This is a genomic window from Aromatoleum bremense (assembly GCF_017894365.1).
In the GTDB taxonomy this organism is placed as follows: domain Bacteria; phylum Pseudomonadota; class Gammaproteobacteria; order Burkholderiales; family Rhodocyclaceae; genus Aromatoleum; species Aromatoleum bremense.
This window is the reverse complement of sequence record NZ_CP059467.1, coordinates 3,106,885-3,131,417: the sequence shown is the minus strand read 5'-3', so window position 1 is coordinate 3,131,417 and position 24,533 is coordinate 3,106,885. Positions and strand designations below refer to the sequence as shown.

Here is a 24,533-nt window from a genome sequence, read left to right as displayed (position 1 = left end):
CCAACGCAGGCGGGAAAGCACCCTCTCCCCAGATCTCGCAGCTGCGTCCGCCGCGAACGCGGGAGAAAAGGAATCCATCCCGCGTTTCGGAAAAGCAAAATGGCCAGTCTTTCGACTGGCCATTTTGCTCGATTCAATTGGTCGGGGCGGCGGGATTCGAACTCGCGACCCCTTGCACCCCATGCAAGTGCGCTACCAGGCTGCGCTACGCCCCGACACAAGCGAACATTATAGCGATATTCTCGACATTTGCCAGTACTGCCTCAAGCCTTGAGGTGCTCCAGCGTGGTGACGATTTCCGACCGCACGTGCGCGATCAAGGAACGCAGACGGGAGACCTCCTCGGCCTCTTCATGCTGGTGGATCGCCGTCTCCCCAAGCTTGTTGCGGGCGCCCGAAATGGTGAAGCCCTCCTCGTAGAGCAGTTCCCGGATCCGGCGGACGAGCAGTACTTCATGATGTTGATAGTAGCGTCGGTTACCCCGCCGCTTCACCGGTTTGAGCTGGGTGAATTCCTGTTCCCAGTATCGGAGCACGTGCGGTTTGACGGCGCACAGTTCGCTGACCTCGCCGATCGTGAAATACCGCTTTGCCGGAATCGGAGGCAGTTGAGTTGCCGGAGTCTCGTTATGGCTGCTTGCTTGCATCGCTCAGCTGCTCCACGGCGGCCTTGAGTTTCTGACTGGCGTGAAAGGTCACGACCCGCCGCGCAGTGATCGGGATTTCCTCACCGGTCTTCGGGTTGCGACCCGGCCGCTGTGGCTTGTCGCGGAGCTGGAAGTTGCCGAAACCCGAGAGCTTCACGCACTCCCCGCGCTCCAGCGCCTGGCGGATCTCCTCGAAAAAGCCTTCCACCATGTCCTTGGCTTCGCGCTTGTTGAGACCGACCCGCTCGAACAGCAGGTCAGCCAGTTCCGCTTTGGTCAGGGTCACGTTCATTGCACTATCCACGCAGCCGCGCCCCCAAGGAGGTTTCCGCATGGCGGACGATCGCTTCGACCGCCGCATCCACTTCGGCATCTTCGAGCGTGCGCTGAGTATCTTGCATCAACACCCTGAACGCAAGGCTCTTTTTCCCCGTATCGATGCCTTTGCCATGATAAACATCGAACAACTCTATCCCCATGACAATCTCCGGCGCCGCCTCGCGCATGACCTCGATCACCCGCGCAGCGGTCAGCGCCTGCTCGACGACCAAGGCGACGTCGCGCGTGACCGAGGGTTGGCGGGAAATCTCGCGGTAGGCGGGAAGATCCGTCAGGAGCGCGGCGTCCAGTTCGATCTCGAACACGACTGGTGCCGTTCCCATTTCATAGCGCTGCACCCATACCGGGTGGATCTCGCCGAGGAGTCCGATACGCCGACCGTCGAGCAGGATGCTGGCGGCACGCCCAGGATGCAGCGCAGGATCCGACAGGCGTTCGAATCCGAGCGCGCGCGGCGCGAAAAGTGCTTCCACGTCGCTCTTCACGTCATAGAAATCGACCTGGCGGCTCGCAACGCCCCACTGTTCAGGCAACGCAAGACCGGCCGCGAGCCCCGCGACGCGCAGCGGCTGATGAAAGCCGGCGACCGGCTCGCCGTCCGCCTTCCGTTCGAAGCAGCGGCCGATTTCGAACACGCGCACCCTGGCCTGCTGGCGCTTGCGATTCGCGACCAGGTTTGCCGCAAGCCCCGGGATCAGGCTGGAGCGCATCACGCTCATCTGGCTCGCGATCGGATTCGCAAGGCGGATCGGTTCGGCGTTCGCACAGAAATCCCGCTCCCAGGCCTCCTCGACGAACGCGTAGTTGACAACCTCCTGGAAATCGCGCGCCGCCAGAAAATGGCGGACATCCCACACGGAACGGCCCGACTCGGAACGGTCGAGCATCATCAGGGAACCCTGCGGCGCGCATGCCGGAATGGCATCGTAGCCGTGCAGGCGCGCGATTTCCTCGATCAGGTCTTCCTCGATCTCGATGTCGAAGCGAAACGACGGCGGCGTGACGAGCAGCGTGTCGCCCTTACGTTCGACCGACAGATGCACGCCCTCGAGCAGCCTCACGATCGCGTCGTCGTCGAGGCCGACACCAAGCAGGCGGCGAGCGCGGGCCGGGCGCAACCGGACCGCCGGGCGCGCCGGCAGGTGGTCCTTCGACACCGCTTCATCGACCGGCCCCGCGGCCCCGCCGCAGATATCGAGAATGAGCCGGGTCGCACGCTCGATGGCTCGTTCGGCGAGTTCGAAATCGACACCGCGCTCGAAACGATGGGACGCGTCCGAGACGAAGCCGTAGCTGCGCGCGCGCCCGGCAATGGCCGCCGGCGCGAAGAATGCGCTCTCAAGGAATATGTCGACGGTGTCTAGCGTGATGCCGCTGTCTTCGCCGCCCATGATGCCGGCGAGCGCCAGCGCACGCGCCTCGTCTGCGATCAACAGCGTATCGGCCGCCGGAACGACAGTCTGCTCGTTGAGCAGCAGCACTTTTTCGCCTTCGTGCGGATAGCGGACGTGGATCGCACCGACGAGCTTTGCATTGTCGAATGCGTGCAGCGGCTGTCCCAGTTCAAGCATCACGTAGTTGGTCACGTCGACCAGCGCGCTGATCGAACGCACGCCGCTGCGCTGCAGGCGTTGCTTCATCCAGTCGGGGGTCGGAGCCTTCGCATCGACGCCGCGCAGGATGCGGCCGCAATAGCGCGGACAACCGTCGGGGGCGTCGAGGACGACGGTGCGGCGATCATCGATGGCCGGCACCACCGCCTCGATCTGCGCGAGCGCGAGCGGCTGGCCGGTCAACGCCGCAACTTCGCGCGCGACACCGGCAAGGCTGAGACAGTCCGAGCGGTTCGGGGTGAGCTTGATCGTGAAGAGCGTGTCGTCGAGCGCGAGGAATTTCCGGATGTCCTGCCCGATCGGCGCATTGTCCGGCAACTCGAGCAAGCCCGCGCGATCGTCGGACAATCCGAGTTCGCGTGCCGAACAGAGCATGCCGAAGGATTCGACGCCGCGCAGCTTTGCCGCCTTGATGTCGAAACCCGGCAGTTTTGCCCCCACCATCGCGCAGGGAACGCGCAGGCCAGCTGCTGCATTCGGGGCGCCGCAGACGATCTGCAGCAACTCGTCCTGCCCCACGTCCACCTTGCAGAGCTTCAGCTTGTCGGCGTTCGGATGCTTCTCGGCCTCGATGATACGACCGACGACGACGCCTGAAAATGCAGCCGCGACGGGCACGGCCTCCTCGACTTCGAGACCCGCCATCGTCAGCAGGTGGCCGAGGGATTCGCTGTCGAGCGGAGGATTGACGAGACTCCGCAACCAGTGTTCCGAAAATTGCATGGTTCGATTACCTGAATTGGCTCAAGAAGCGCAGATCGCCTTCGAAGAAGAGGCGCAAATCGTTGACCCCGTAGCGCAGCATCGTCAGCCGGTCGGGGCCCATGCCGAACGCGAAGCCGGTGTAGCGTTCGGGATCGATCCCGCCAAAACGCAACACGTTCGGATGAACCATGCCGCAGCCGGCGATTTCGAGCCAGCGGCCTTTCAGCGCACCGCTCATGAACGCGACGTCGATCTCGGCGCTCGGCTCGGTGAACGGGAAGAACGACGGGCGGAAACGGACCTGCAGGTCTTCGGTCTCGAAGAACTTGCGCAGGAAATCAGCGATCACGCCCTTGAGATCGGCAAAGCTGACCGACTCTCCGACCCATAGGCCTTCGACCTGATGGAACATCGGCGAATGCGTCGCATCGGAGTCGACGCGATACACGCGTCCCGGAACGATCACGCGAATCTCCGGCATCGACTCGCGATCGCCGTAGCGCGCGACGTGATCGAGCATCGTGCGGATCTGCACCGGGCTGGTGTGAGTCCGCAACAGCACGTCCTCGTGTCCTTCGAGGTAGAAGGTGTCGTGCATCGAGCGCGCCGGATGGTTTTCCGGCGTGTTCAGCGCCGTGAAGTTATGCCAGTCGGTCTCGATTTCGGGACCATCGGCGACGACGAAGCCGATCGAACGAAACAGCGCTTCGATGCGCTCCAGCGTCCGGCTGACGGGATGCAGCCCCCCTTGCGCGACGCCTCGCCCCGGCAGCGTCACGTCGAGCGCTTCGGCGGCGAGTTGGGCGATCAGTACCGCTTCGCGTAGCGCGTGACGCCGGGCTTCGAGGGCCGCCTCGATCGCATCTTTTGCGCGATTGATCTCGGCGCCGGCGACACGGCGCTCCTCTGCGGCGAGCTTGCCCAGGCCTTTCAGCCGCTCGGTCAGCGCTCCGGTTTTGCCGAGATAGCGCGCCTTGACCTGTTCGAGCTGGACGCCGTCCGCTGCCGCGGCGAACTCCGCCGCCGCCTGTTGAACGAGTTGATCGAGCTTATCCATTTACGTGCCGTGGAAAATTCAGGAAAAAAAAAGGAGGCCAGGCCTCCTTTTTTCATGCCGCATGCTCTTACGCAGCGAGTTTGGCCCGGGCTTGGTCGGCGAGCGCCGCAAATGCGGGTTTGTCGAACACAGCCAGATCGGCCAGGACCTTGCGATCCACTTCGATCGCCGCCTTTTTCAGGCCGTTCATGAAGGTGCTGTACGTCAGCCCGACTTCACGCGCGGCGGCGTTGATACGCGCAATCCACAGCGCACGGAACTGGCGCTTGCGCTGGCGGCGGTCACGGTAGGCATATTGCCCGGCTTTCATCACCGCCTGCTTGGCAATACGGTAGACGTTCTTGCGACGACCGCGGTAACCCTTGGCCTGATCGAGAACCTTCTTGTGACGCGCGCGCGCCGTTACTCCACGTTTAACTCTGGACATGGCGGTTTCCTATCAAGCGTAAGGCAGCATTGCGCGGATCAGCTTTTCGTCGGCGGCGTGGACCCCCGTCATGCCGCGCAGCTGGCGCTTGCTCTTGGTGGTTTTCTTGGTAAGGATGTGGCGCTTGAACGCCTGGGACCGCTTGATCCCGCCACTAGCGCGAACCTTGAACCGCTTCGCGGCTCCGCTCTTGGTCTTCATCTTGGGCATTGCTAACTCCAGGTTTATGAATGCCGTCAGGTAGCGTCGCCGTGCGGCGCGTTTTCAACCTGACACCACTTGTATTCCGGCAGGCTTGCTGCCGGTAGTTGCCTCCCGCCGGAGAGCGGGGGGCAAATTCTGTATCGCCGATCAGCGGTTCTTCTTCGGCGAGATCACCATGATCATCTGACGCCCTTCCATCTTGGGCATCTGCTCGACCTGTCCGATCTCTTCAAGATCCGCCTTCACACGCTCAAGCTGCCGCAGCCCGAATTCCTGGTGGGCCATCTCGCGTCCGCGAAAGCGCAAGGTGACCTTGCACTTGTCGCCTTCTTCGAGAAAACGCTTCAAGTTCCGCAGCTTGATCTGGTAGTCGTTCTCATCCGTCGCCGGACGGAGCTTGACTTCCTTGATCTGCACCTGCTTTTGCTTGAGCCGGGCTTCGTGGGCCTTTTTCTGCTCCTGGTACTTGAACTTGCCGAAATCCATCACCCGGCACACCGGGGGTTGCGCCATCGGCGCAATTTCGACCAGATCCAGGCCAGCCTCTTCGGCCGCGTTCAAGGCTGCATTCAGCGAAACAATGCCGAGTGGCTCGCCGTCCTCGCCGACCAGACGGACTTCGGGCGCGCTGATCTCTTCATTGACGCGCTGCTTTTTTTCTTGAGCGATGGTTCAGTTCTCCACGAATGCCAAAAAATCAGATCGAGCCCGACCGCGCCTCAATTTCGCGCTGCCAACGCTCGATCAGTGTATCGAGGGGCATCTGGCCAAGATCCTGGCCACCCCGCACGCGCACTGCAACGACGCCCGCTGCCTTTTCCTTTTCGCCGATGACAATCTGGTAGGGCAGCTTGTGCACGCTATGTTCGCGGATTTTATAGTTAATCTTTTCGTTACGCAAATCCGCCTCGACCCGGAAACCCGCCTGCTTCAGCCGCTTGGCGACTTCAGTTGCGTAGTCCGCCTGCCCTTCGGAAATGTTCAGCACGACCGCGTGGACCGGGGCCAGCCATAACGGTAAGGCGCCGGCGTAGTGCTCGATCAGGATGCCGATGAAACGCTCGAGCGAGCCGAGGATCGCGCGGTGCAGCATTACAGGATAGTGCTTGGCGTTGTCCTCGGCGACGTACTCGGCCCCCAGCCGCACTGGAAGGTTGAAGTCAAGCTGCAGGGTTCCGCACTGCCACACACGGTTGAGACAGTCTTTCAGCGAGAACTCGATCTTCGGCCCGTAGAAGGCGCCCTCGCCCGGCTGCAGGTCGTACGCCAGCCCCTGGGCATCGAGCGCGGCGGCGAGCGCAGCTTCGGCGGCGTCCCATTGGTCGTCGGTGCCGACGCGCTTGTCGGGCCGGGTCGACAGCTTGATCAGGATGTCTTCGAAACCGAAATCGGCATAGACTTTCTGCAGCAGTTCGATGAAGGCGGCAGCTTCCGTCTGGACTTGCTCGTCGGCGCAGAAAATATGCGCGTCATCCTGGACGAAATTGCGCACCCGCATGATGCCGTGCAGCGAACCCGACGGTTCGTTGCGGTGGCACGAACCGAATTCGGCCATGCGCAGCGGCAGGTCGCGATAGCTCTTCAACCCCTGGTTGAAAATCTGGATGTGGCACGGACAGTTCATCGGCTTGACTGCGTAGTCGTGCTTCTCGGACTGCGTCGTGAACATCAGGTCGGAATACATGCCCCAGTGACCGGATTTTTCCCACAGCGAACGGTCGACAATCTGGGGCGTTTTAACTTCCTGATAACCATTGTCGAGAATCGTGCGACGCATGTACTGCTCGACCTGCTGCCACAGGGTCCAGCCCTTCGCGTGCCAGAACACCATGCCAGGCGCCTCTTCCTGGATATGGAACAGGTCGAGCAGGCGGCCGAGCTTGCGGTGATCGCGCTTTTCGGCCTCCTCGAGCATGTGGAGGTAGCTTTCAAGGTCTTCCTTCTTCGCCCAAGCAGTACCGTAGATGCGCTGCAGCATTTCGTTTTTCGAGTCGCCGCGCCAATATGCGCCCGCGACCTTCGTCAGCTTGAAGACCTTGAGCTTGCCGGTCGATGGCACGTGCGGCCCACGACACAGATCGATGAAATCCCCCTGGCGATACAGCGACACGTCCTCGGCCTGCGGGATCGAGGCGATGATTTCGGCTTTGTAGTGCTCGCCCTGGGCCTTGAAGAACTCGACTGCCTTGTCGCGCGGCCAGACCTCGCGTGAGACCGGAATCTCGCGCCGGACAAGCTCGGTCATGCGCTTTTCGATCTTCTCGAGATCCTCCGGTGTAAACGGACGCTTGTAGGCGAAATCGTAATAGAAGCCGTTCTCGATCACCGGACCGATTGTCACCTGAGCTTCGGGAAATAGTTCCTTGACCGCATGCGCAAGCAGGTGCGCGGTCGAATGACGGATCACATCCAGGCCTTCGTCGCCTTTTTCGGTAACGATCGCGAGCGGCGTGTCGGCCTCGATGCGATACGAGAGGTCGACGAGCCGTCCATCCACTTTGCCGGCGAGCGCCGCTTTCGCCAGACCTGCACCGATCGATGAGGCGACCTCGGATACCGTGACGGGATGATCGAAGCTGCGTACTGAACCGTCGGGAAGCGTGATATTCGGCATGATCTCGAGGCCTCGGACAAATGTTTCGGCGAATTGTGGACGAAAAAAAAGTGCGGGCGAACCGCACTTTTTTCCTGGAGCACTACAGCGGAGCCCGATCTTCAATTTCCGGCTTCGGTAGTAGTTCGGAACATCACCGCCCAACTCCATATGTTGGTAGGCGCGATTGGACTCGAACCAACGACCCCCACCATGTCAAGGTGGTGCTCTAACCAGCTGAGCTACGCGCCTGCTAAGAGCTGCGCATTATAGGTATGCCCGCTATGCAACACAATAGTCCCTGCAAAACTTTTTTCAACACGCGCTCTTTCGCAAGGATTTCGTTCAACCCCTCACGGCCCGATGTACCCGGTTTCGTGCGGCACGGAGCGGATCGGGAACGAGAAACCTCATCGACGTGGAAATGAAACGCGCGCTTGTCGGTCCAATTGCGGTGAAACAGGAGGTCCCTCGATGACGACTCAGGACGGTGGTTTCGTTTCACGACTGCCAGGCAGGTTGGCGTGCCTACTAGGGCTTGCCCTGATGGTGGCCGGGGCCGGCGCGGGACATGCGGCTCCGGCGTCATCGCCCGCCACGGCGATCTTCGCTGGTGGCTGCTTCTGGTGCATGGAACCGCCATTCGACCGGCTCGACGGCGTCGTGTCGACAACCTCCGGCTACACGGGCGGACACGTGCCGAATCCCGGCTACGAGGCGGTCTCGTCGGGACGCACGGGGCATGCCGAGGCGGTGCAGATCGAGTACGACCCGGCGAAAGTCAGCTATGAACAGCTGCTTGACGTGTTCTGGCGCAATATCGACCCCACCGATCCCGGCGGACAGTTCTGCGATCGGGGCAGCCAGTACCGGGCGCAGATTTTCTATCAGGGCGATGAGCAACGAGCCGCCGCAGAGCGCTCGCGCGCAGCGCTCATTGCGAACAAACCGTTCGCCCAGCGGGTTGTCACTGAAATCGTTCCGGCGACGAAGTTCTATCCAGCCGAGGAATACCACCAGGACTACTACCTGAAAAATCCGCTGCGCTACAAGTTCTACCGCCATGGCTGCGGGCGCGACCGGCGCCTCGAAGCGCTGTGGGGCGCCGCGAGCAACGAGGAGACGAAGGAATGAATCGGCGACTATTTCTGGGCGGGCTGCTGGGCGTGGCGGCCACGCCCTTCGTTCGTGGCACGGGACCGGCGAGCCCTGTGCGGAATGCGGGCATCGGCAGAATCGAACGTTCCGATGCCGAGTGGCGCAAGCTGCTGACACCGGAGCAGTTCGAGGTGTTGCGTCGCGAAGGCACCGAGCCCGCCGGCAGCAGTCCGCTGAACGACGAGAAGCGCGCGGGCGAGTACGTATGCGCCGGCTGCGAGCTCGCGCTCTTCACGTCGGACATGAAATATGACAGCGGCACCGGCTGGCCTAGTTTCTTCACGACGATTCCCGGCCATGTCGAGACCAAGCGGGACTTCAAGCTGATCCTGCCGCGCACCGAATATCACTGCACGCGCTGCGGAGGGCACCAGGGCCATGTGTTCAACGACGGGCCGCAGCCGACCGGCAAGCGCTGGTGCAACAACGGTGTCGCGCTGAAATTCGTGCCGGCGGTCGGCTAGGGACTGCAGCGCGCAGGAACCCCGCGTGCACTTCAGTGACTCGTGCCTTCCTCGCGCATGGTCTTGTTCCAGACGTTGTATTTGCCGACCGGCTTCTTCATCGGGATGCGCTTCACCTCTTCGAGCGTTTGCGCGTCGTAGACGATCAGCGCCCCGTCCATTTCCCACAGACTCGCGAGCGCGTAACGGCCGTCGCGCGTGAACTCGACGTGCGCGAGCGTCTGGCCGGGAGTGGCTTTGAGTTCCCTGACGATCTCGAGCGTCTGCTTGTCGATGACCTGGAGGATGTTCTTCGCGTCACGGCTCATCATCGAATCGACAAAAGCGTAGCGGCTGTTCTCGTGGCTGCGCAGGAAGAACCCCGGGCCGCGCGTCGGGATGCGCTTGACGACGCTCCAGTCCTCGAGATCGATCACCGTGACTTCGGCCGCCTTGAGGTTCGTACTCGCCATCACCCGGCGTCCCCGCCACTCCCAAGTGATACCGGAACCGAGATGGGGCATGCCGTCGAGCGGCAGGTCGGCGATCTTGCGGCGAACGTCGAGATTGACGACCTGGCCGACGCCCTCGCGCGATGCGCCGAGCACCGTCGAGTAGTCCTGGGTGAAGAAGAAGTCGTCGAGCACCTGCGCGAGCTCGGTGCGGCGCGGGTTCAGGTAGCCGCGAACGAACGCGCCCTCGCGCAGCTTGTAGTCGTGGACGTAGCCGATCGGGATTTCCTCCGCCGCAGGGTCGTAGCTGATCTCCCAGACCTCGGGCACGTCCTTCAGCGCGGCAACGAAGGCATTGCGTGGCGTCGCTTCATAAACCGCAGAGACGCGCGAGCTGCGCTTGCCTTCGCGGTCGGTGACGTCGATCGATTTCAGCAGATTCAGGTCACCGTCGAGCAGCACCAGCGTATGCGGCAGATAGTTCGCGACGGCAACGTGCCGGCCATCTGGCGATACTGCGACGTTGCGGGTATTGATGCCGGCGCGGACTTCGGCGACGACCTTGAGGTTCCACAGGTCGTACTTCGTCACCCAGCCGTCGCGCGATCCGAAAAACACGAAACGGCCGTCCTTGGTGAACTTCGGGCCACCATGCAGCGCAAGCCGCGATGCAAAACGGTGAATCGGCTCGAACTTGTCGCCGTCGAGCACCGACACGTGGTGGTCGCCCCCTTCGACGACGACGAAGAGGTTCATCGGATCGGCATCGAACACCGGCTTTGCCGCTAGCGTCGCCGGATCGACGTGCTGGATGCGCGACGCGCGGATGTCGGCTTCGCCCCATTTTGGCGCCGGGACGACCGGCGTGTAGATCAACGCGCCGAGCGCCGCGATCTCGTCCGCTTTCAGCGTGGCGCCGAACGCCGCCATCTGGGTCGCGGCCCGGCCATCGCGGATGACCGCCAGGGCCTCTTCCTTGCGCAGGCGCGCGAGATTCTCCGGCAACAGCGCCGGCCCGCTACCGCCGAGGCGGTCGGCGCCATGACAGGAGGCGCAGTATTGCTGGTAATGACGGCTCGGCGTGTCGCTGTCGGCAGCGCGCACCGACGGGTTGAAAGCGGCGAAGGCCGCCGCAAGCAGCAGGAGAACGGCGAAAAGACGGGCTGATGGTCGGACCGCTGCCACCCGGGGGCGAAGAAAGTTCATTGCGTGTCTCGGTGGGGTCAGGCAGGACGGCGGCGGGGCACGAAAGGAGTGGTCTTGACCCGCTCGCTGCCGTAGTCGGCCGCCGTCACGCCGATCTCCTCGTCGCTGAGGTAACAGGCCGGGTCCTCGACCCACGGGTCGCCAGTGATCTGCTGCGCGCGCACGCGCGAGCTGCCGTTGCACACCGCGAGGAACTTGCATTTGCCGCAGCGCCCGCCGAGGAGTCGGGGATGGCGCTTGAGGCCCGCCATCAGCGGATTCGACAGGTCGCTCCAGATCTCGGAGAACGGCCGCTCGCGCACATTGCCGAGAGGCACATGCCACCACATCGTGTCGGGGTGCACGACACCAAGGTTGTCGATGTTCGCGACATTGACGCCGCTCGCATTACCGCCCCACTGCAGCAACTTTGCACGGATGTGCCCGGCGCGATCGGGAAACCGGCGCGCGACCCAGTGATACATGTAAACCCCGTCGGCATCGTTGTTGCCGGTAACGAATTCCTTGTCGATGCCACGCCGATGCAGATCCAGGCAGGTATCGAACAGCAGGTCCATCGCCTCGCGCGTCGTGTGGTGGTGCGCATCGTCGCCGCGGTGCTTGTTGCCGCGGCCGGCGTAGTTCAGGTGCGAGAAGTAGAACTTGTCGATGCCCTCGTCCTCGACGAGGCGCAGCAGTGCGGGCAGGTCGGTGGCGTTGTCCTCGGTCATCGTGTAGCGCACTCCGACCTTGATGCCGCGGGCCGCACACAGCCGGATGCCGCGCATCGATGCATCGAAGGCGCCCTCGAGACGGCGGAACCTGTCGTGCGTGGCACCGATGCCGTCGAGGCTCACGCCGACGTAATCGAAGCCGATCTCGTCGATCCGGTCGATATTGGATTCGTCGATCAGTGTGCCGTTGCTCGACAGGCCGACATAAAAGCCCATCTTTTTCGCGTGGCGGCCGATCTCGAAGATGTCCGGGCGCAGCAGCGGCTCGCCGCCCGAGAGGATCAGCACCGGCACGCGGAATGCCTTGAGGTCGTCCATCACCCGGAACACTTCCTCAGTCGACAACTCGCCGGGAAAATCGGTGTCAGCCGAGATCGAGTAGCAATGCTTGCAGGTGAGGTTGCAGCGCCTGATCAGGTTCCAGATCACCACTGGCCCGGGTGCGTTGCGGTGCGGCCCGGCGGGCGTGGGATGATCGAGTTCGCGGATGAAGTTCGAGATGCGAAACATGACGGGCTCTCCTGAGTGCGGCAATTACACCGGACTGCAACCCGCCGGGAAATGACGGCGGTCAAGGGGATGGCGGGCCGGAAGGCGGTCGCGCGGGCGAGAAGGACAGCAATAGGCGAAAACTGCTTTGGCCGCAATGGCCACCCCACACATCATCACGGAGCGGAGCAGAGCAGAGCAGAGCAGAGTGCCAGGATCAATCCCCGACGATGACGACGCCCTTCATTTCGGGATGGGGACCGCAGCGATATTCGAAACGTCCGGCCTGCGGAAAGACGCGCGACCATTTCTCGTCCGGGAAGAACCGCTCGGACTCTTCACCCGTCGCGTCGAACTGCACCGAATGGCTGGTCCGCCTCTCGCGGTTCATCCACGTGACTGTGTCGCCCGGCTTGATTCGCACCTCGGCCGGTTTGAAGCGGTAGTCCGAAATTTCGACGATCAGGTCGGCTGCCTGCAGGGGCGCGGAAAGACCCAGTACAAAGAGGCCACCCGCGAGGGTGGCCTGAAACATCGCACGCACGATTGTCGCTCCTGCGGCAGATGGAGGGGTAGGCGAAGTTACTGCTTGGCCGCGGTGATGTCGGCCTTCGCATCGATACCGAGCTTGTAGCCGAGCGACACGTGGTGGAAACGACCCACCGCGTTGTCGTCGTGGATCGCGAAACCGAAATTGTAAACCTTGCCGGACTCGAGGCTTACGTCACCCTCGCCCCCGCCTGACAGCTTGCGCGTAAACACGACGGACCAGTTGTTGCCCTCGAGCTTGCCATCGGCTTTCACGAGCCCTTTGCCGCCTTCCATCACGCGCTTGTCGGCAACGTGTCCGTCGAAGCCCTTCTTCTCGCCACTGCGCCACTGGATCAGGTCGTAGAACTTGCCTTCGGCCAGGGAGCCACCCTTGACATACTTCGTCTTGGTATCGGCTGCGCCCGGCATCGTGCGCGAATCCGTGTGACAGGTTGCCCAGCAGCCAGCCTGGTCCGCGAGTTCGACCTTGCCCCCGGATTCAAGCATGAAGGCGACCTTCACCGGATTCTTGTCGTCCAGCTTCGGGGCGCCCGACGCCTTCGGCTGCGTCCACGTGAAACGCAGGTAAAGGTTCTCGCCGTCGTGCGCCGCCTGCACCTTGACGGGGATGGACGGAGCCTTTCCGGCGATCGGAGCGGGCTCGATCTTCTGCCCGCTCGCCATCTTCATACCCATGTCCCCGGCTTCTTCATCGTGGCAGTCGGCGCAGCGCTCGCCTTTCTTGAGCGCCCGCGCACCGCCGTGCTCGGTTCCCTTCGTGATCCATTCGACCGGCGACACGCCAGGATAGAGCAGTGTGATGTCCTTCGCGGGAATCTTGCTCCAGTCCGCCGGTGCCGCAGCAAGTGCGCTGCCTGTGCCCAGCGTCAGGAGAGCGGTCATCGCACTCGCGATCAACGTCTTTCTCATTTTCGGTTCCTCTCGGTGGATGCTCGAAATTCGCGGCTGCCTGCCGCTCACAGGTCATCTTCCTCGGTCATGCCTTCGGGTTTGTGATGCGCGATGCCCTTGTGGCAGTCGATGCAGGTCATGCTGTCTTCGCGTGCCATCTCGTGCTGTTTGCGCGCACGCTGTTTCTGAAACTCGGTATTCATGCTGTCGAGGCTGTGGCAGTTGCGGCATTCGCGAGAATCGGACGCCTTCATCCTCTTCCACTCGTTTCTCGCCAGTTCCAGACGCTTCGCCTGGAACTTCTCGCGCGTATCGATGCTGCCCGTGAGCTTGCCCCACACTTCCTTGGATGCCTGCACCTTGCGGATCATCTTGTGCGTCCAGTCCTTCGGCACGTGGCAATCCGGACACGTCGCGCGCACACCCGTACGGTTCTTGTAGTGGATCGTTTCCTTGTATTCCACGTACACGTTGTCATTCATCTCGTGGCACGAGATGCAGAACTTTTCGGTGTTGGTCGCTTCGAGCGCAGTGTTGAAACCGCCCCAGAAGAATATGCCGACGAAAAAACCCACGACCAACAGGCCGCCGAGCGAGTACTTCACGCTCGGGCGGCGAAGACGGGCCATGAAGCCGCTGGAAGTATCTTGTTTGGAGTTGCTGTCTCGATCTGTCATGGAAATCACCCTCGTCTCCCCCCGCGCCGCGGCGCGGGGGTGTCAGCTCACGATCGACGAGGCGATCAATAAACGTCGTGCATCGTATTGAAGACGTTGAACTTCCCGGTCGGCGTGACGATCGACGGATCGGTGATGACTTTCTTCAGCTTGAGCGTCTTGTCGTCATAGACGACGATGGCCGACTGATCCGCCTTGCCGCCCCACAGCGAGATCCACACTTCGTTGCCCGCTTCGTTGTACTCCGGATGGGTCGCGCGGCGAATCGCCTTGCTTTCGGGCAAGCCGGAATCCTTCGCGACGTCCAGACGCGTCGGTGTCTTCGACAGATCGCCCATGTCGAAGACATAAACCGACTCGGCGACCTCGCGTTCCGGGTTCATCGGCGCATCGGCCCACAGGTGCGTCGACTTCGGATGCGTCTTGACGAACAGGTTGCCTGCACCCGGCATCTTCAGTTCCTGCACGACCTTCCAGTTCTGGCCCTTGTGCTTGGCATACTTGGCTTCGTCGGATGCGGTCGAAATCACCGAAATCACGTCGGCCCCGAGGTGGCCGGTCGTCCACACCGGACCGAACTGCGGATGCACGAAGTTCGCGCCACGACCCGGGTGCGGAATCTTCGCCGTGTCGATGAGCGCTGCGAGCTTGCCGGTCTTCGTATCGACCGCAGCGACCTTGTTCGACGCGTTCGCCGCGACCATGAAGTAGCGCTTGGACGCATCCCAGCCCCCGTCGTGCAGGAACTTCGCGGACTCGATCGTCGTGGTCTTCAGGTTCTTGATGTCGGTGTAGTCGACGAGCATGATCTGGCCCGTTTCCTTCACGTTCACCACCCACTCCGGCTTGATGTGCGAGGCAACGATCGACGCGACGCGCGGCTCCGGGTGGTACTCGCCGTCGACCGTCTGGCCACGCGTCGAGACGACCTTGATCGGCTCGAGCGTCTCGCCGTCCATGATCGAGTACTGGGGCGGCCAGTACGTGCCGCCGATCAGGTACTTGTCCTCATAGCCCTTGAACTTCGAGGTATCGACCGAACGCGCATCGGAGCCGAGGCGCACCGTGGCAACCGTCTTCGGCTCCTCGTACCACATGTCGATGATCGTCGTCAGGCCGTCGCGACCGACCGTGTAGACGTAGCGCCCGGATGCCGACAGCCTCGAGATATGCACCGCGTAGCCGGTATCGAGCACCTTCCAGATCTTGTGCGTATCGCCGTCGATGAGGGCGAGTTTGCCGGCGTCGCGCAGCGTAACCGCGAAAACGTTCTTCAGATTGATGTTGTTCATCTGCTTCTTCGGACGCTCGGCAACCGGAACGATCAGCTTCCAGCTGTTCTTCATGTCCTGAAGCGAGAACTCGGGCGGTACATCCGGCGTGTTCTGGATGTAGCGCGCCATCAGGTTGATCTCGTCCTTCGTCAGGATGTCGTCGTAGTTCACCATCCCGCCTTCGGTGCCGTAGGCGATGATCTTCTGCAGACGCTCCGTGCCGAGCTTGAGCGTGCCGCCTTCAGTCTTCGTGCCGTCGGCCGCGGTCTTCGTCCAGTGCGGCTCGAGGTTCTTGCCGGTCGCACCCTTGCGCAGCACGCCGTGACAGCCGGCGCAGCGCTCGAAGTAGATCTGCTTCGCCTTGTCCTTTTCCTCCTGGGTCATTTCGGGAGCAGATTGCGCCCAAACCGTGCTTACCGCCAGCGGTAGCAGCGCCAGCGCGAGAGCCTTGCCCATCCAACTCTTGTTTTGCACTTCTTTCTCCTTAAGCGACTCGGGATATGAAACAACAATGCAGCCAGTATCGATCTGATAACCGCGGGCGATCCTTGATATGCGTTAAATTTCCCTATCTCTTCTGTGGATAAAATTGCTTGACATAACAACTTCGTATCAAAACGTAAAACGCATAAGCAATTTGCAATATCCGGAATCACCCGCCGAGGCGAAACATCACGGTTTTCCCGGCCCGCGCAGGAAGCTCCTGCCCGCAGGGGGAAAGCTCACTCGCGTTCCTGCACACTTCCTGCTGCGCTACTGATCCGCAGTCCCGTTTTTTTCAGGATTGCCGACGAGAACAACACCTCGCGGCTGCGGCAGGCGCCAGGAAAGCGTGCCGCGATACGGTCCGCGATGTCGCTGATCTGCTGCCGCACCTCGTCATGGCTGCGCCCATGAACCATTGCGAACAGGTTGTACGGCCAGTCCGGCAGGCGGCGCGGACGTCGATAGCAGTGGGTGACGGCATCGAGTGCACCGATGAACTCGCCGACAGCATCGACACACTCGTCCGCGACATCCCACACGCTCATGCCATTCGCGGTGTAGCCGATCGCATAATGATTCGGTACCACGCCGATGCGACGGATGACCCCGCGCTCGAGCATGGCGCGGACGCGGCAAAGCAGTTCATCGACCGGGAGGCCGACCTCCCGGGCCACTTCGTCCCAAGGCTGCGGGACCAGCGGCAGCCCACCCTGGGTCGCGACGATGATGCGTCGCTCGATCGCCTCGTCGCAGCCGACGCCGGACGCGGCACCGGGGTTGCTTGCGTCCTGCGGGGCCGGATTTTCCCGGTGCGCTGCCATCACGCCTCCAGCTTCATTTCGACGAAATACTCCCGCTCCTTCGGAAACAGGAACACCGGCAGCCCGGTCGCGATTTCGATCCGTCTTGCCGTCGCGGCGATGCCCTGCGGGGTTTCGGTCGCCAGGACGAACCACATGTTGAGCGCGTGGTCGCGACGGTAGTTGTGCGCCACTTCGGCAAAGGCATTCACTTCGGCCGCGACGCGCTCGAAATCGGCTTCCGGCACACCGATCGCCGCGAGGCAGAACGCGCCGCCGATCCGTTCGATCTGGAACATCGGGCCGAACCGGGTCAATACACGCTGATCGAGCAGGCGCTGCAGCCGGTCGATGACCTCCTCCTGGTCGATCCCGAGCCGGACGGCGACATCGGCAAACGGGTTGCGCACCAGCGGAAAATCACCTTGCAGCATGTTGATCAGCGCCCGGTCGGTCTCGTCGAGCACCGGCGCCCGCCCCTTCGCTGTCGCCCGGCTCATGCGTCACCGTCCGCCAGATAACGCGCGCCCTGCTGCTTGAAGCGCCGGGTGCTGAACAGCACTGCGCCGGGCCAGCGATTCATGTGGTGGCGCGCGGCGATGGCTTCGCGCACTTCGAGCACCGCGTCGCGCGATTTGCCATGGATCATGCAGAACAGGTTGTACGGCCAGTCCGGCAGGACGCGGCTGCGCCGGTAGCAAAGCGTCACCGCAGGCTCGGCTGCGAGACTGCGGCCCAGTTCGCTCACCTGGTCGTCCGGGATATCCCACACGCACATCGCGTTCGCGCAAAAGCCGAGCTCATGGTGGCGCACGACGATCCCGAAACGCTTGATCAGGCCGTTTTCGAGCCACGAAGCGATCAGCTCGATGACCATCGCTTCGCTGAGCCCGACGCTGCGCCCGAGCGCGTCGAATGGCCGCGGCAGCAACGGCAGTCCGGACTGCAAGGCGACCATCAACCGGCGCTCGATGCCGGGCAGCGCACAGGCCGTCTCGCCGAGGGCCGGCAAATCGCCCGTCGCAACGCTGGCAGCGCCGCGCCCGGCACCGCCGAGATCGAAGCCGAGATCGATGTGGAATTCCTCTTCGAGGGGCAGCACGACGACCCTACAGCGGGTGTCCCGCTCGATTTCCGTGACGATCTGCCGCAATCTCTGCCCCGACGCAGCCGTGATCACGAACCACAGGTTGAGCGAGTGTTCGCGCTGGTAGTTGTGATTCACTTCCGGAACCGCGCTGACGCGGGCAGCGATCGACTCGAGCCGGGATGCGGGCGCTGCAAGCGCCGCCAACGCGCTGGCGCCGACGCGCCGCGGCGCGAATACCGCGCCCACCCGGCTGACGACGCCCGAGCGCAGCCAGTCCTGCAGCGCGGCGAGAACAGCCGGCTCGCTCAATCCGCATTCCGCCCCGATCGCGGCAAACGGTTCGGAAACAAGTGGAAACCCGCGCTGGTAGTCGTTCAGCAGGCGAAACGTGGCCGCTTCGGGTTGAACCACCCCGCGCCCGGCCATCGTCGTGGTGCACATCTGCGTGGCGCTCGTGCAGGCCATGTCCTAGAAACCCGTCCGGAATGCGCGGCTGGTGAAGAAAATGCCGCTCGGGCTGGCGGCGGGAAGCTCGGCGCGCTTGTCGCGCTTCGCGGTGCCGTAGATCACGACCTTGTTGTCGTCGCGCGCAGACACCCAGACCTCCTCGCCTTTCGGCGCGAACTCCATATGGAGAATCGCCCGGCCGGGCTGCAGCGTGTCGACGATGCTGTTCTGGATCGTATCGATCACCTGGACCCAGCCGTTGTCGGGGAAGGCGAAATTCACCCACACTTCGCGGCCGTCGGGCCTCGCCATCACGAACACCGGCTGGCTCTTGACCGGAATCCGCGCGACCTCCTTCCAGCTGCCGAGCTCGACGACCAGGACTTCGTGGCGGCCGATGGCCGGCAGATACGCCCGTCCCGCGGCAACGGCCCAGCCGCGCAGGTGCGGCATCTTGTACACCGGCAACGCCTGCTCGCCCCGGCCGTAGCCGGGCAGGATCGTGCGTACGCCCAGTTCGGGATGCCACAGGTCGAGCATCGACAGACCGTCCTCGCCGAACAGCCCGGCGATGTAGTAGCGCCCGTCGGGCGTCACCAGCGCATCGTACGGCTGCTTGCCTGACGGGTAACGCTCGGTCTTCGGATGCCCCGGATCGGACAGGTCGGTGACGCGGATTTCGTTGGCGTCGAACAGCGAATAGACGAAGCGGTTGCCCGGCAGATCGGCCAGCCCGACGACTTTCGAGCGCTTGCCGTCGGGGCCGTAGGTGGCCGGTACATCGGCGAGCAGCTCCAGCGTGCCGGCGTCGAAGGCCTTGATTCCGCCCGGTTCGTAGTTCTGCGCGACGAGGATGCGTCCGTCCTGGGAAATCGCGCCGCCGATTGCGTTGCCCGCCTGTACCACGCGGTTCGCGATCGTCGCGGTGAGGAGATCCACTTTGGTCAGGCCACCGTCGCGACCGAAAACGTAGGCGTAACGACTGTCACGTGAAAACACGACCGACGCGTGGGACAGATCGCCGAGGCCGGAAACCTGCGCGAGCGCCCGACGATGCGTCGTCTCGATGACCTGCAACTGTCCGGTCGCGCGCTCGACGACGACGCCGAGATCGCCGGTGCCGCGCAAGACGACAGGCTGTTGGGACGCGCACGCCGACAGCAGGAGCATTGAGACTGTCCATGCTGCACGCTTCATTATGCTTCCGAGCATCATCCGTCTCTCTTCATCGGGTGCCGATGCGCAGGCCGGCCAAGGTGCCATCACCGCGCGCCCACGGTCTGTTGGGTCGGCGCCGGACCGCCATCCGCGGGGAAGCCTTCGACGAGCCGTTCTACGACCCATGCGGCCTCCGATTCATCGAGGAGGCCGCGAAACGGCGGCATCGGCGTGCCGGGCCGACCATGGACAATCGTCGCCACCAGCCCCTCCGAAGGCTTGCCGCGTAGCGCCGCCGGGGTGAGGGCCGGGCCGAGGCCGCCCTGCAAAGTCAGCCCGTGGCACGATCCACAGTCTTGGCGAACCATATGCACCAGCTCGCGCTGCCGCTTGTTGTCGGGAGCAGTGTTCTGGGCGTGAACCGGGAAAACCAGCGCCGGAAGGAAAGCCGCGATCAGGATGCTTCGACAGAACACGCTCGGGTCCTCGTCAGTCCGCACTGGAAAGATTAGCCATGCCGGACGGGAGACGGGACGCCGACCTGGATCCGCTCAGCTACGGCCCGAGTATCGTACCGACATAGCCCGGACCTCCTTGATATCGGTTAATTTCCCGGACGGCAAGTAGGGATAAAGTGGCGGCGCCCGAACCTCCTGTTCGCGCCATTCGAACCGCCGCGGAGCACAGATTCGCGGCACACGCGGAGAGCCACTCATGAGCAAGCATATCGGCGGCTTCGATCCTTCGGGAGACAGTCCCGATGACCCGGCAGCAGGCAGACGGCCCGGCAAGGTGTACCTGGTCGGGGCGGGCCCCGGCGATCCGGAGCTTCTCACGCTAAAAGCGGCACGCCTGCTGTCGAAGGCGCAGGCGGTCGTCTATGATCACCTTGTCGGCGAGGGAATCCTCAACTTGGCCAATCCGGCGGCAAGGATGATCTATGCAGGCAAAGAGGCGGGATACCATTCATTGCCGCAGGACCGAATCAACGGTCTCCTGGTCGATCTCGCCCGCAGCGGGCTCGAGGTCGTGCGGTTGAAAGGGGGCGATCCATTCATGTTCGGCCGCGGCGGCGAAGAGATGGAAGAGCTGCTCGAATCCGGGATCGAGTGCGAAGTCGTACCCGGGATCACCGCGGCATGCGGGGTATCCGCCTGTACGGGCATACCCCTGACGCATCGCGACCACGCCCGCTCGGTGATCTTCACGACCGGGCATCTCAAGGACGGCACGGTCAATCTCGACTGGCCGGCGCTGGCCCGGCCGAAACAGACGGTCGTCATCTACATGGGGCTTGGCGCGCTCGACATCATTTGCCGCCAGCTGGTGGTCCACGGCCTTCCGGGCGACACGCCGGCGGCGGTTGTCCATGCGGGCACCACGAACAGGCAGATCACCGTGACCGGCCGGCTCGACCAGCTCTCGGCGACCGTGAAACGGGCACAGCTCAAGTCTCCGGCGCTGATCATGATCGGGTCGGTCGTGTCGCTGCATGCCCTGCTTGGCAATGGAACAACAATCGAGGAACTCGCGCTGACGGGGTGAGTTCCTCGACAAACAGTACCCGGCGGAGTCGTTGCGCCACGAGTTCTTCCCTGAAGGAGATCGACGATGGGTATCAAGAGGAGTCGGATCAGCGGCGTGTTCCTGCTTGCGAGCCTGCCACTCGCGATGTCACAGGTGTTCGCCCAGGCGAACACCGAAGAGCACGTCGGCGAAGAGGAGGCAAAATACCAGGCCGGCGGTTCTCCGCTGGCCGACGTCGAGATGTACCAGGACATCAATCCCGACGCGCCGAAAATCACCAAGGCCGAATTCGCGAAGGCCCAGAATATCTACTTCCAGCGCTGCGCCGGCTGCCACGGCGTGCTGCGCAAGGGCGCGACCGGCAAGCCGCTGACGCCCGACAAGACGCTCGCGGCGGGCAGCGAATACCTCAAGGTCTTCATCAAGTACGGCTCGCCCGCCGGCATGCCGAACTGGGGCACGTCGGGCGAACTCACCGACGACGAAGTCGACCTGATGGCGCGCTACATCCAGCAGTCGCCTCCGCAACCGCCCGAGTTCGGCATGGCGCAAATGAAGGAGACTTGGAAAGTCATCGTCCCGCCCGAGCAGCGGCCGAAGAAGAAGATGAACGACTACAACATCTCGAACATCTTCTCGACGACGCTGCGCGACACCGGCGAGATCGCGCTGATCGACGGCGACACGAAGAAGATCATCAATATCGTCAAGACCGGCTACGCGGTGCACATCTCCCGCATCTCGGCATCCGGCCGTTACCTGTTCGTGATCGGGCGGGATGCGAAGATCAACATGATCGACCTGTGGATGGAGAAGCCGGACAACGTCGCCGAGATCCGCATCGGCCTCGAGGCCCGCTCGGTCGACACCTCGAAGTACAAGGGCTACGAGGATAAATACGCGATCGCCGGCGCGTACTGGCCGCCGCAGTTCGTCATCATGAACGGCGACACGCTCGAGCCGCAGAAGATCGTCTCGACCCGCGGCCTCACCGTTGATACGCAGGAATACCACCCCGAGCCGCGCGTCGCCGCAATCGTCGCGTCGCACTTCAAGCCGGAGTTCGTCGTCAACGTCAAGGAAACCGGCAAGACGCTGATGGTCGACTACTCCGACATCCAGAACCTGAAGACGACCGAGATCGGCTCCGCGCGCTACCTGCACGACGGGGGCTGGGACGCGTCGAAGCGCTACTTCATGGTCGCAGCGAACCAGTCGAACAAGATCGCCGCGATCGATGCGAAGGAGGGCAAGCTCGCCGGGCTCATCGACGTCGGCAAGATCCCGCACCCGGGCCGTGGCGCGAACTTCACGCATCCGAAGTACGGCCCGGTGTGGGCGACGGGCCACCTCGGCGACGACACGATTGCGCTGATCGGCACCGACCCGAAGAACCACAAGCAGTACGCCTGGAAGATGGTCGACACGCTGAAGAGCCAGGGCGGAGGGTCACTGTTCATCAAGACGCATCCGAAGTCGAAGCATTTGTACGTCGACAACCCGCTTCATCCTGACGCGAAGGTCAGCCAGACGGTCGCGGTGTACGACCTCACGAACCTGCAGGCCGGTTCGAAGGTGTTGCCGATCGCCGAATGGGCCGATCTGAAGGACGACGGCGCGAAGCGGGTCGTGCAACCGGAGTACAACAAGGACGGTAATGAAGTGTGGTTCTCGGTGTGGTCGGCGAAGGACAAGGAGTCCGCGATCGTCGTCGTCGACGACAGGACGCTCGAACTGAAGAGCGTGATCAAGGATCCGAAGCTGATCACGCCGACCGGGCACTTCAACATCTATAACACCCAGCACGACGTGTACTGAGTTTCGCGGCGGCGGGTGCCGCCGACCGTGAAACACAGACGGCCAGCTTCACGCTGGCCGTTTTTTCAGCCCTCCGCGCCGATCATTTGCGCAGGCGCCTCACGATGAACAGAATGATGATTGCGCCGACGACCGCGCCGATGAAGCCGGCGGGCTCCCCCGGCCGGTACAGGCCGAAGAATTGCCCGCCGTACGTCGCAAGCATCGCCCCCGCGACGCCAAGCAGCGTCGTCATGATGATCCCGAGGCCATCCTTGCCAGGATGCAGCAGGCGTGCAAGGAGTCCGACGATGAAGCCGATGATGATGGTCCCGATGACCGACATTAGCGTATCTCCTTGATGTTCAGACTTCGGGCCAGGCGGCAAGGAACTGCTTCCAGTGCGGCGCGTCGATGCGCGCAAGCGCTTCGCGCACGACTGCGAGTTCGGCGGCGTGCGACGCCGCATCGAGCTGACCGCGCATGCGCTGAAAACCCAGATACACCAAGTAAGTGTTAACGACATCGGTTTCGCAGTAATCGCGGATTTCCGCGGCGCGCCCGTCCTGCCACGCGGACCACACCGCGGAACCGTCCATGCCGAGCTTGCCGGGAAACCCCATCAGCTTCGCCATCTCGTCGAGCGGTGCGTTCGCGCGCGGCTGGTACAGCGCGAGCAGATCCATCAGGTCGAGGTGCCGGCTGTGATAGCGGCCGATGTAGTTGTTCCACTTGAAATCGCGCGAATCCTGGTAATCCCCTTCGCCCTGGTCCCAGTACCGCGGCGCCGACACGCCGTGTTTCAGACCGCGGTAATGCAGCACTGGCAGGTCGAAACCGCCGCCGTTCCACGACACGATCTGCGGCGTGAAGCGTTCGATGCCGTCGTAGAAGCGCTGGATGATCTCGCCTTCCGTGCAGTCCGGTGCGGACAGCGAGAACACCCGGAACTGGGAGGTGTCTCGCAGCACGCACGAAATCGTCACGACGCGCTGCAGGTGATGCTGCAGGAAGTCGCTGCCGTTGGCCGCCCGCCGCTGCTGGAAAGCGAACTCGGCGACTTCGTAATCGTCGAGGTCGTCGGGCAGATCGTTGAGCACGCGGATGCCTTCGACGTCCGGGATGGTCTCGATATCGAAGACGAGGACCGGCATCACTTGCGCACCCAGCTGCCATCGCGCTGGATCCACCAGCCCAGCTGGGCGCGGTCGATCCAGCGCCGTGCGAACGTGGCGCGCACATCCGCCTCCCACTCGGGATGGCCATTGGCGCGCGCAATCTCGCGGTAGAGGGCCGCGCGATCGGCGTTTTCAGCAGCGACCAGCGCGTTCGCCTGGCCACGCTGCGCGAGCGGGACGCCGGAGGCATCGCGCAGGGCGACATTGCCGTCGGCTGCCAGCCCGACGGCGCCCGACGCATACAACGGCGCGAGCTTCGCATGACGCTGCTGCATCGACTGCTTGAGCGCCGCGATCGCCGGCGTGTCGATTTCGATGTTCCCCTGCGCGAGCACCAGTCCGGCAAAGCCGAGCAGCAACACGGCGATCCAGCCGCGAAATTTCGTTATCGGATTCGTCATCGCATTCATTTCGTCTCCCCATCCGGCTGCGGTCGGATCGTCGGCGTCTCGCCTTCGCCCAGTTGCCAGACGTCTTCGATGATGCGATCGGCGGCTTTTTCCGCGGCCGCAGCGGGAAAATAAATATTGATCGTCACGCAGGCGCTGGCGATCGCCACTACGGCACCGAGCACAGCGACTCTGGGGAATGCGGTCATCCGGCCTCCTGT

27 protein-coding genes and 2 tRNA genes are annotated in these 24,533 nt (G+C 63.0%); 4 read left to right on the top strand and 25 right to left on the bottom strand.

The window, feature by feature from the left end; translation table 11 throughout:
• Window positions 1-138 precede the first annotated feature (138 nt).
• From pbN1_RS14670 to pbN1_RS14625, 10 genes are all read right to left on the bottom strand, one after another.
• Window positions 139-215 (bottom strand) — tRNA-Pro (locus tag pbN1_RS14670).
• Between the two features lie 48 nt (window positions 216-263).
• Window positions 264-647 (bottom strand): MerR family transcriptional regulator, encoded by a 384-nt coding sequence (locus pbN1_RS14665; RefSeq protein WP_169117800.1) that lies wholly within the window; start codon window positions 645-647, stop codon window positions 264-266.
• On the bottom strand, window positions 628-939 hold the full coding sequence (locus tag pbN1_RS14660; protein ID WP_011236311.1) for an integration host factor subunit alpha: 312 nt from the start codon (window positions 937-939) through the stop codon (window positions 628-630). Before pbN1_RS14660 ends, pbN1_RS14665 begins: the two co-directional genes overlap by 20 nt.
• Before the next feature lie 4 nt (window positions 940-943).
• Entirely contained in the window at window positions 944-3,322 is a 2,379-nt protein-coding gene (pheT, locus tag pbN1_RS14655) for a phenylalanine--tRNA ligase subunit beta (RefSeq protein WP_169201888.1), read from the bottom strand.
• A gap of 7 nt (window positions 3,323-3,329) precedes the next feature.
• A complete protein-coding gene (gene pheS / locus pbN1_RS14650; protein WP_169201889.1) occupies window positions 3,330-4,361 on the bottom strand; it encodes a phenylalanine--tRNA ligase subunit alpha in 1,032 nt (343 codons plus the stop codon).
• Window positions 4,362-4,428: 67 nt separating this feature from the next.
• The gene (gene rplT, locus pbN1_RS14645) at window positions 4,429-4,788 is read right to left on the bottom strand and encodes a 50S ribosomal protein L20 (RefSeq protein ID WP_011236314.1); all 360 of its coding nucleotides are present in this window, start codon (window positions 4,786-4,788) and stop codon (window positions 4,429-4,431) included.
• Window positions 4,789-4,800: 12 nt separating this feature from the next.
• Window positions 4,801-4,998: a 50S ribosomal protein L35 gene (gene rpmI, locus pbN1_RS14640; RefSeq protein ID WP_011236315.1), complete on the bottom strand. Its 198-nt coding sequence runs from the start codon at window positions 4,996-4,998 to the stop codon at window positions 4,801-4,803.
• 141 nt (window positions 4,999-5,139) lie between these two features.
• Complete coding sequence (gene infC / locus pbN1_RS14635; RefSeq protein ID WP_011236316.1) at window positions 5,140-5,661, bottom strand: translation initiation factor IF-3; 522 nt, start codon at window positions 5,659-5,661, stop codon at window positions 5,140-5,142.
• Window positions 5,662-5,689: 28 nt separating this feature from the next.
• Window positions 5,690-7,606, bottom strand: coding sequence for a threonine--tRNA ligase (thrS, locus tag pbN1_RS14630; protein ID WP_169201890.1), 1,917 nt, complete (start codon window positions 7,604-7,606; stop codon window positions 5,690-5,692).
• Between the two features lie 154 nt (window positions 7,607-7,760).
• Window positions 7,761-7,837: transfer RNA gene (locus pbN1_RS14625), tRNA-Val, on the bottom strand.
• A 222-nt stretch (window positions 7,838-8,059) separates the two neighbouring features.
• Here pbN1_RS14625 and msrA point away from each other — a divergent pair.
• Both msrA and msrB read left to right on the top strand, forming a co-directional pair.
• The gene (gene msrA, locus pbN1_RS14620; protein ID WP_169201891.1) at window positions 8,060-8,719 is read left to right on the top strand and encodes a peptide-methionine (S)-S-oxide reductase MsrA; all 660 of its coding nucleotides are present in this window, start codon (window positions 8,060-8,062) and stop codon (window positions 8,717-8,719) included.
• The gene (gene msrB / locus pbN1_RS14615) at window positions 8,716-9,207 is read left to right on the top strand and encodes a peptide-methionine (R)-S-oxide reductase MsrB (protein WP_169201892.1); all 492 of its coding nucleotides are present in this window, start codon (window positions 8,716-8,718) and stop codon (window positions 9,205-9,207) included. Before msrA ends, msrB begins: the two co-directional genes overlap by 4 nt.
• A gap of 32 nt (window positions 9,208-9,239) precedes the next feature.
• Here the strand turns inward: msrB and pbN1_RS14610 are convergent, their stop codons facing one another.
• The 11 genes from pbN1_RS14610 to pbN1_RS14560 all read right to left on the bottom strand — a co-directional run bounded on the left by pbN1_RS14610 (window position 9,240) and on the right by pbN1_RS14560 (window position 19,897).
• Window positions 9,240-10,844, bottom strand: a complete 1,605-nt coding sequence (locus pbN1_RS14610) for a nitrite reductase (RefSeq protein WP_169201893.1) — start codon at window positions 10,842-10,844, stop codon at window positions 9,240-9,242.
• Between the two features lie 17 nt (window positions 10,845-10,861).
• Window positions 10,862-12,067, bottom strand: a complete 1,206-nt coding sequence (nirJ, locus tag pbN1_RS14605; RefSeq protein ID WP_169201894.1) for a heme d1 biosynthesis radical SAM protein NirJ — start codon at window positions 12,065-12,067, stop codon at window positions 10,862-10,864.
• 196 nt (window positions 12,068-12,263) lie between these two features.
• Entirely contained in the window at window positions 12,264-12,581 is a 318-nt protein-coding gene (locus tag pbN1_RS14600) for a plastocyanin/azurin family copper-binding protein (protein WP_169201919.1), read from the bottom strand.
• A 47-nt stretch (window positions 12,582-12,628) separates the two neighbouring features.
• Window positions 12,629-13,507: an ethylbenzene dehydrogenase-related protein gene (locus pbN1_RS14595; RefSeq protein WP_169201895.1), complete on the bottom strand. Its 879-nt coding sequence runs from the start codon at window positions 13,505-13,507 to the stop codon at window positions 12,629-12,631.
• A gap of 47 nt (window positions 13,508-13,554) precedes the next feature.
• Entirely contained in the window at window positions 13,555-14,118 is a 564-nt protein-coding gene (locus pbN1_RS14590) for a NapC/NirT family cytochrome c (RefSeq protein ID WP_169201896.1), read from the bottom strand.
• A 113-nt stretch (window positions 14,119-14,231) separates the two neighbouring features.
• Window positions 14,232-15,896: a cytochrome D1 domain-containing protein gene (locus tag pbN1_RS14585; RefSeq protein ID WP_211161395.1), complete on the bottom strand. Its 1,665-nt coding sequence runs from the start codon at window positions 15,894-15,896 to the stop codon at window positions 14,232-14,234.
• A 266-nt stretch (window positions 15,897-16,162) separates the two neighbouring features.
• A complete protein-coding gene (gene ahbB, locus pbN1_RS14580) occupies window positions 16,163-16,747 on the bottom strand; it encodes a siroheme decarboxylase subunit beta (RefSeq protein ID WP_169201898.1) in 585 nt (194 codons plus the stop codon).
• Complete coding sequence (locus tag pbN1_RS14575) at window positions 16,747-17,226, bottom strand: Lrp/AsnC family transcriptional regulator (RefSeq protein ID WP_169201899.1); 480 nt, start codon at window positions 17,224-17,226, stop codon at window positions 16,747-16,749. The genes ahbB (pbN1_RS14580) and pbN1_RS14575 overlap by 1 nt, the downstream gene beginning before the upstream one ends.
• On the bottom strand, window positions 17,223-18,257 hold the full coding sequence (gene ahbB, locus pbN1_RS14570) for a siroheme decarboxylase subunit beta (RefSeq protein ID WP_210147514.1): 1,035 nt from the start codon (window positions 18,255-18,257) through the stop codon (window positions 17,223-17,225). Before ahbB (pbN1_RS14570) ends, pbN1_RS14575 begins: the two co-directional genes overlap by 4 nt.
• Before the next feature lie 27 nt (window positions 18,258-18,284).
• The gene (locus pbN1_RS14565) at window positions 18,285-19,433 is read right to left on the bottom strand and encodes a cytochrome D1 domain-containing protein (RefSeq protein ID WP_280516153.1); all 1,149 of its coding nucleotides are present in this window, start codon (window positions 19,431-19,433) and stop codon (window positions 18,285-18,287) included.
• 92 nt (window positions 19,434-19,525) lie between these two features.
• Entirely contained in the window at window positions 19,526-19,897 is a 372-nt protein-coding gene (locus pbN1_RS14560) for a c-type cytochrome (protein ID WP_425305741.1), read from the bottom strand.
• A gap of 238 nt (window positions 19,898-20,135) precedes the next feature.
• Here pbN1_RS14560 and cobA point away from each other — a divergent pair, with 238 nt between their 5' ends.
• Together cobA and pbN1_RS14550 are read left to right on the top strand one after the other, a co-directional pair.
• Window positions 20,136-20,966, top strand: a complete 831-nt coding sequence (gene cobA / locus pbN1_RS14555) for a uroporphyrinogen-III C-methyltransferase (protein ID WP_169201901.1) — start codon at window positions 20,136-20,138, stop codon at window positions 20,964-20,966.
• A gap of 66 nt (window positions 20,967-21,032) precedes the next feature.
• Window positions 21,033-22,766, top strand: coding sequence for a nitrite reductase (locus pbN1_RS14550; RefSeq protein WP_169201902.1), 1,734 nt, complete (start codon window positions 21,033-21,035; stop codon window positions 22,764-22,766).
• Between the two features lie 82 nt (window positions 22,767-22,848).
• Here the strand turns inward: pbN1_RS14550 and pbN1_RS14545 are convergent, their stop codons facing one another.
• The 4 genes from pbN1_RS14545 to pbN1_RS14530 are packed head-to-tail and all read right to left on the bottom strand — an operon-like array spanning window position 22,849 to window position 24,521.
• On the bottom strand, window positions 22,849-23,091 hold the full coding sequence (locus tag pbN1_RS14545; RefSeq protein ID WP_169201903.1) for a GlsB/YeaQ/YmgE family stress response membrane protein: 243 nt from the start codon (window positions 23,089-23,091) through the stop codon (window positions 22,849-22,851).
• Between the two features lie 19 nt (window positions 23,092-23,110).
• Window positions 23,111-23,899 carry a 3'-5' exonuclease gene (locus pbN1_RS14540; RefSeq protein ID WP_210147512.1) on the bottom strand — a complete coding sequence of 263 codons (789 nt, stop codon included), beginning with the start codon at window positions 23,897-23,899 and terminating at the stop codon, window positions 23,111-23,113.
• Entirely contained in the window at window positions 23,899-24,324 is a 426-nt protein-coding gene (locus pbN1_RS14535; protein ID WP_244856971.1) for a YdbL family probable chaperone protein, read from the bottom strand. The genes pbN1_RS14540 and pbN1_RS14535 overlap by 1 nt, the downstream gene beginning before the upstream one ends.
• Window positions 24,325-24,329: 5 nt before the next feature.
• A complete protein-coding gene (locus tag pbN1_RS14530) occupies window positions 24,330-24,521 on the bottom strand; it encodes a hypothetical protein (RefSeq protein ID WP_169201906.1) in 192 nt (63 codons plus the stop codon).
• Window positions 24,522-24,533 lie beyond the last annotated feature (12 nt).

Bases quoted from the DNA above. Each gene is read 5' to 3' on its own strand.
- pbN1_RS14665 (WP_169117800.1), bottom strand. From the start codon at position 647: ATGCAAGCAAGCAGCCATAACGAGACTCCGGCAACTCAACTGCCTCCG.
- pbN1_RS14660 (WP_011236311.1), bottom strand. From the start codon at position 939: ATGAACGTGACCCTGACCAAAGCGGAACTGGCTGACCTGCTGTTCGAG.
- pheT (WP_169201888.1), bottom strand. From the start codon at position 3,322: ATGCAATTTTCGGAACACTGGTTGCGGAGTCTCGTCAATCCTCCGCTC.
- pheS (WP_169201889.1), bottom strand. From the start codon at position 4,361: ATGGATAAGCTCGATCAACTCGTTCAACAGGCGGCGGCGGAGTTCGCC.
- rplT (WP_011236314.1), bottom strand. From the start codon at position 4,788: ATGTCCAGAGTTAAACGTGGAGTAACGGCGCGCGCGCGTCACAAGAAG.
- rpmI (WP_011236315.1), bottom strand. From the start codon at position 4,998: ATGCCCAAGATGAAGACCAAGAGCGGAGCCGCGAAGCGGTTCAAGGTT.
- thrS (WP_169201890.1), bottom strand. From the start codon at position 7,606: ATGCCGAATATCACGCTTCCCGACGGTTCAGTACGCAGCTTCGATCAT.
- msrA (WP_169201891.1), top strand. From the start codon at position 8,060: ATGACGACTCAGGACGGTGGTTTCGTTTCACGACTGCCAGGCAGGTTG.
- msrB (WP_169201892.1), top strand. From the start codon at position 8,716: ATGAATCGGCGACTATTTCTGGGCGGGCTGCTGGGCGTGGCGGCCACG.
- pbN1_RS14610 (WP_169201893.1), bottom strand. From the start codon at position 10,844: ATGAACTTTCTTCGCCCCCGGGTGGCAGCGGTCCGACCATCAGCCCGT.
- nirJ (WP_169201894.1), bottom strand. From the start codon at position 12,067: ATGTTTCGCATCTCGAACTTCATCCGCGAACTCGATCATCCCACGCCC.
- pbN1_RS14600 (WP_169201919.1), bottom strand. From the start codon at position 12,581: ATGTTTCAGGCCACCCTCGCGGGTGGCCTCTTTGTACTGGGTCTTTCC.
- pbN1_RS14595 (WP_169201895.1), bottom strand. From the start codon at position 13,507: ATGAGAAAGACGTTGATCGCGAGTGCGATGACCGCTCTCCTGACGCTG.
- pbN1_RS14590 (WP_169201896.1), bottom strand. From the start codon at position 14,118: ATGGCCCGTCTTCGCCGCCCGAGCGTGAAGTACTCGCTCGGCGGCCTG.
- pbN1_RS14585 (WP_211161395.1), bottom strand. From the start codon at position 15,896: ATGGGCAAGGCTCTCGCGCTGGCGCTGCTACCGCTGGCGGTAAGCACG.
- ahbB (WP_169201898.1), bottom strand. From the start codon at position 16,747: ATGGCAGCGCACCGGGAAAATCCGGCCCCGCAGGACGCAAGCAACCCC.
- pbN1_RS14575 (WP_169201899.1), bottom strand. From the start codon at position 17,226: ATGAGCCGGGCGACAGCGAAGGGGCGGGCGCCGGTGCTCGACGAGACC.
- ahbB (WP_210147514.1), bottom strand. From the start codon at position 18,257: ATGTGCACCACGACGATGGCCGGGCGCGGGGTGGTTCAACCCGAAGCG.
- pbN1_RS14565 (WP_280516153.1), bottom strand. From the start codon at position 19,433: ATGCTCCTGCTGTCGGCGTGCGCGTCCCAACAGCCTGTCGTCTTGCGC.
- cobA (WP_169201901.1), top strand. From the start codon at position 20,136: ATGAGCAAGCATATCGGCGGCTTCGATCCTTCGGGAGACAGTCCCGAT.
- pbN1_RS14550 (WP_169201902.1), top strand. From the start codon at position 21,033: ATGGGTATCAAGAGGAGTCGGATCAGCGGCGTGTTCCTGCTTGCGAGC.
- pbN1_RS14545 (WP_169201903.1), bottom strand. From the start codon at position 23,091: ATGTCGGTCATCGGGACCATCATCATCGGCTTCATCGTCGGACTCCTT.
- pbN1_RS14540 (WP_210147512.1), bottom strand. From the start codon at position 23,899: ATGCCGGTCCTCGTCTTCGATATCGAGACCATCCCGGACGTCGAAGGC.
- pbN1_RS14535 (WP_244856971.1), bottom strand. From the start codon at position 24,324: ATGACGAATCCGATAACGAAATTTCGCGGCTGGATCGCCGTGTTGCTG.
- pbN1_RS14530 (WP_169201906.1), bottom strand. From the start codon at position 24,521: ATGACCGCATTCCCCAGAGTCGCTGTGCTCGGTGCCGTAGTGGCGATC.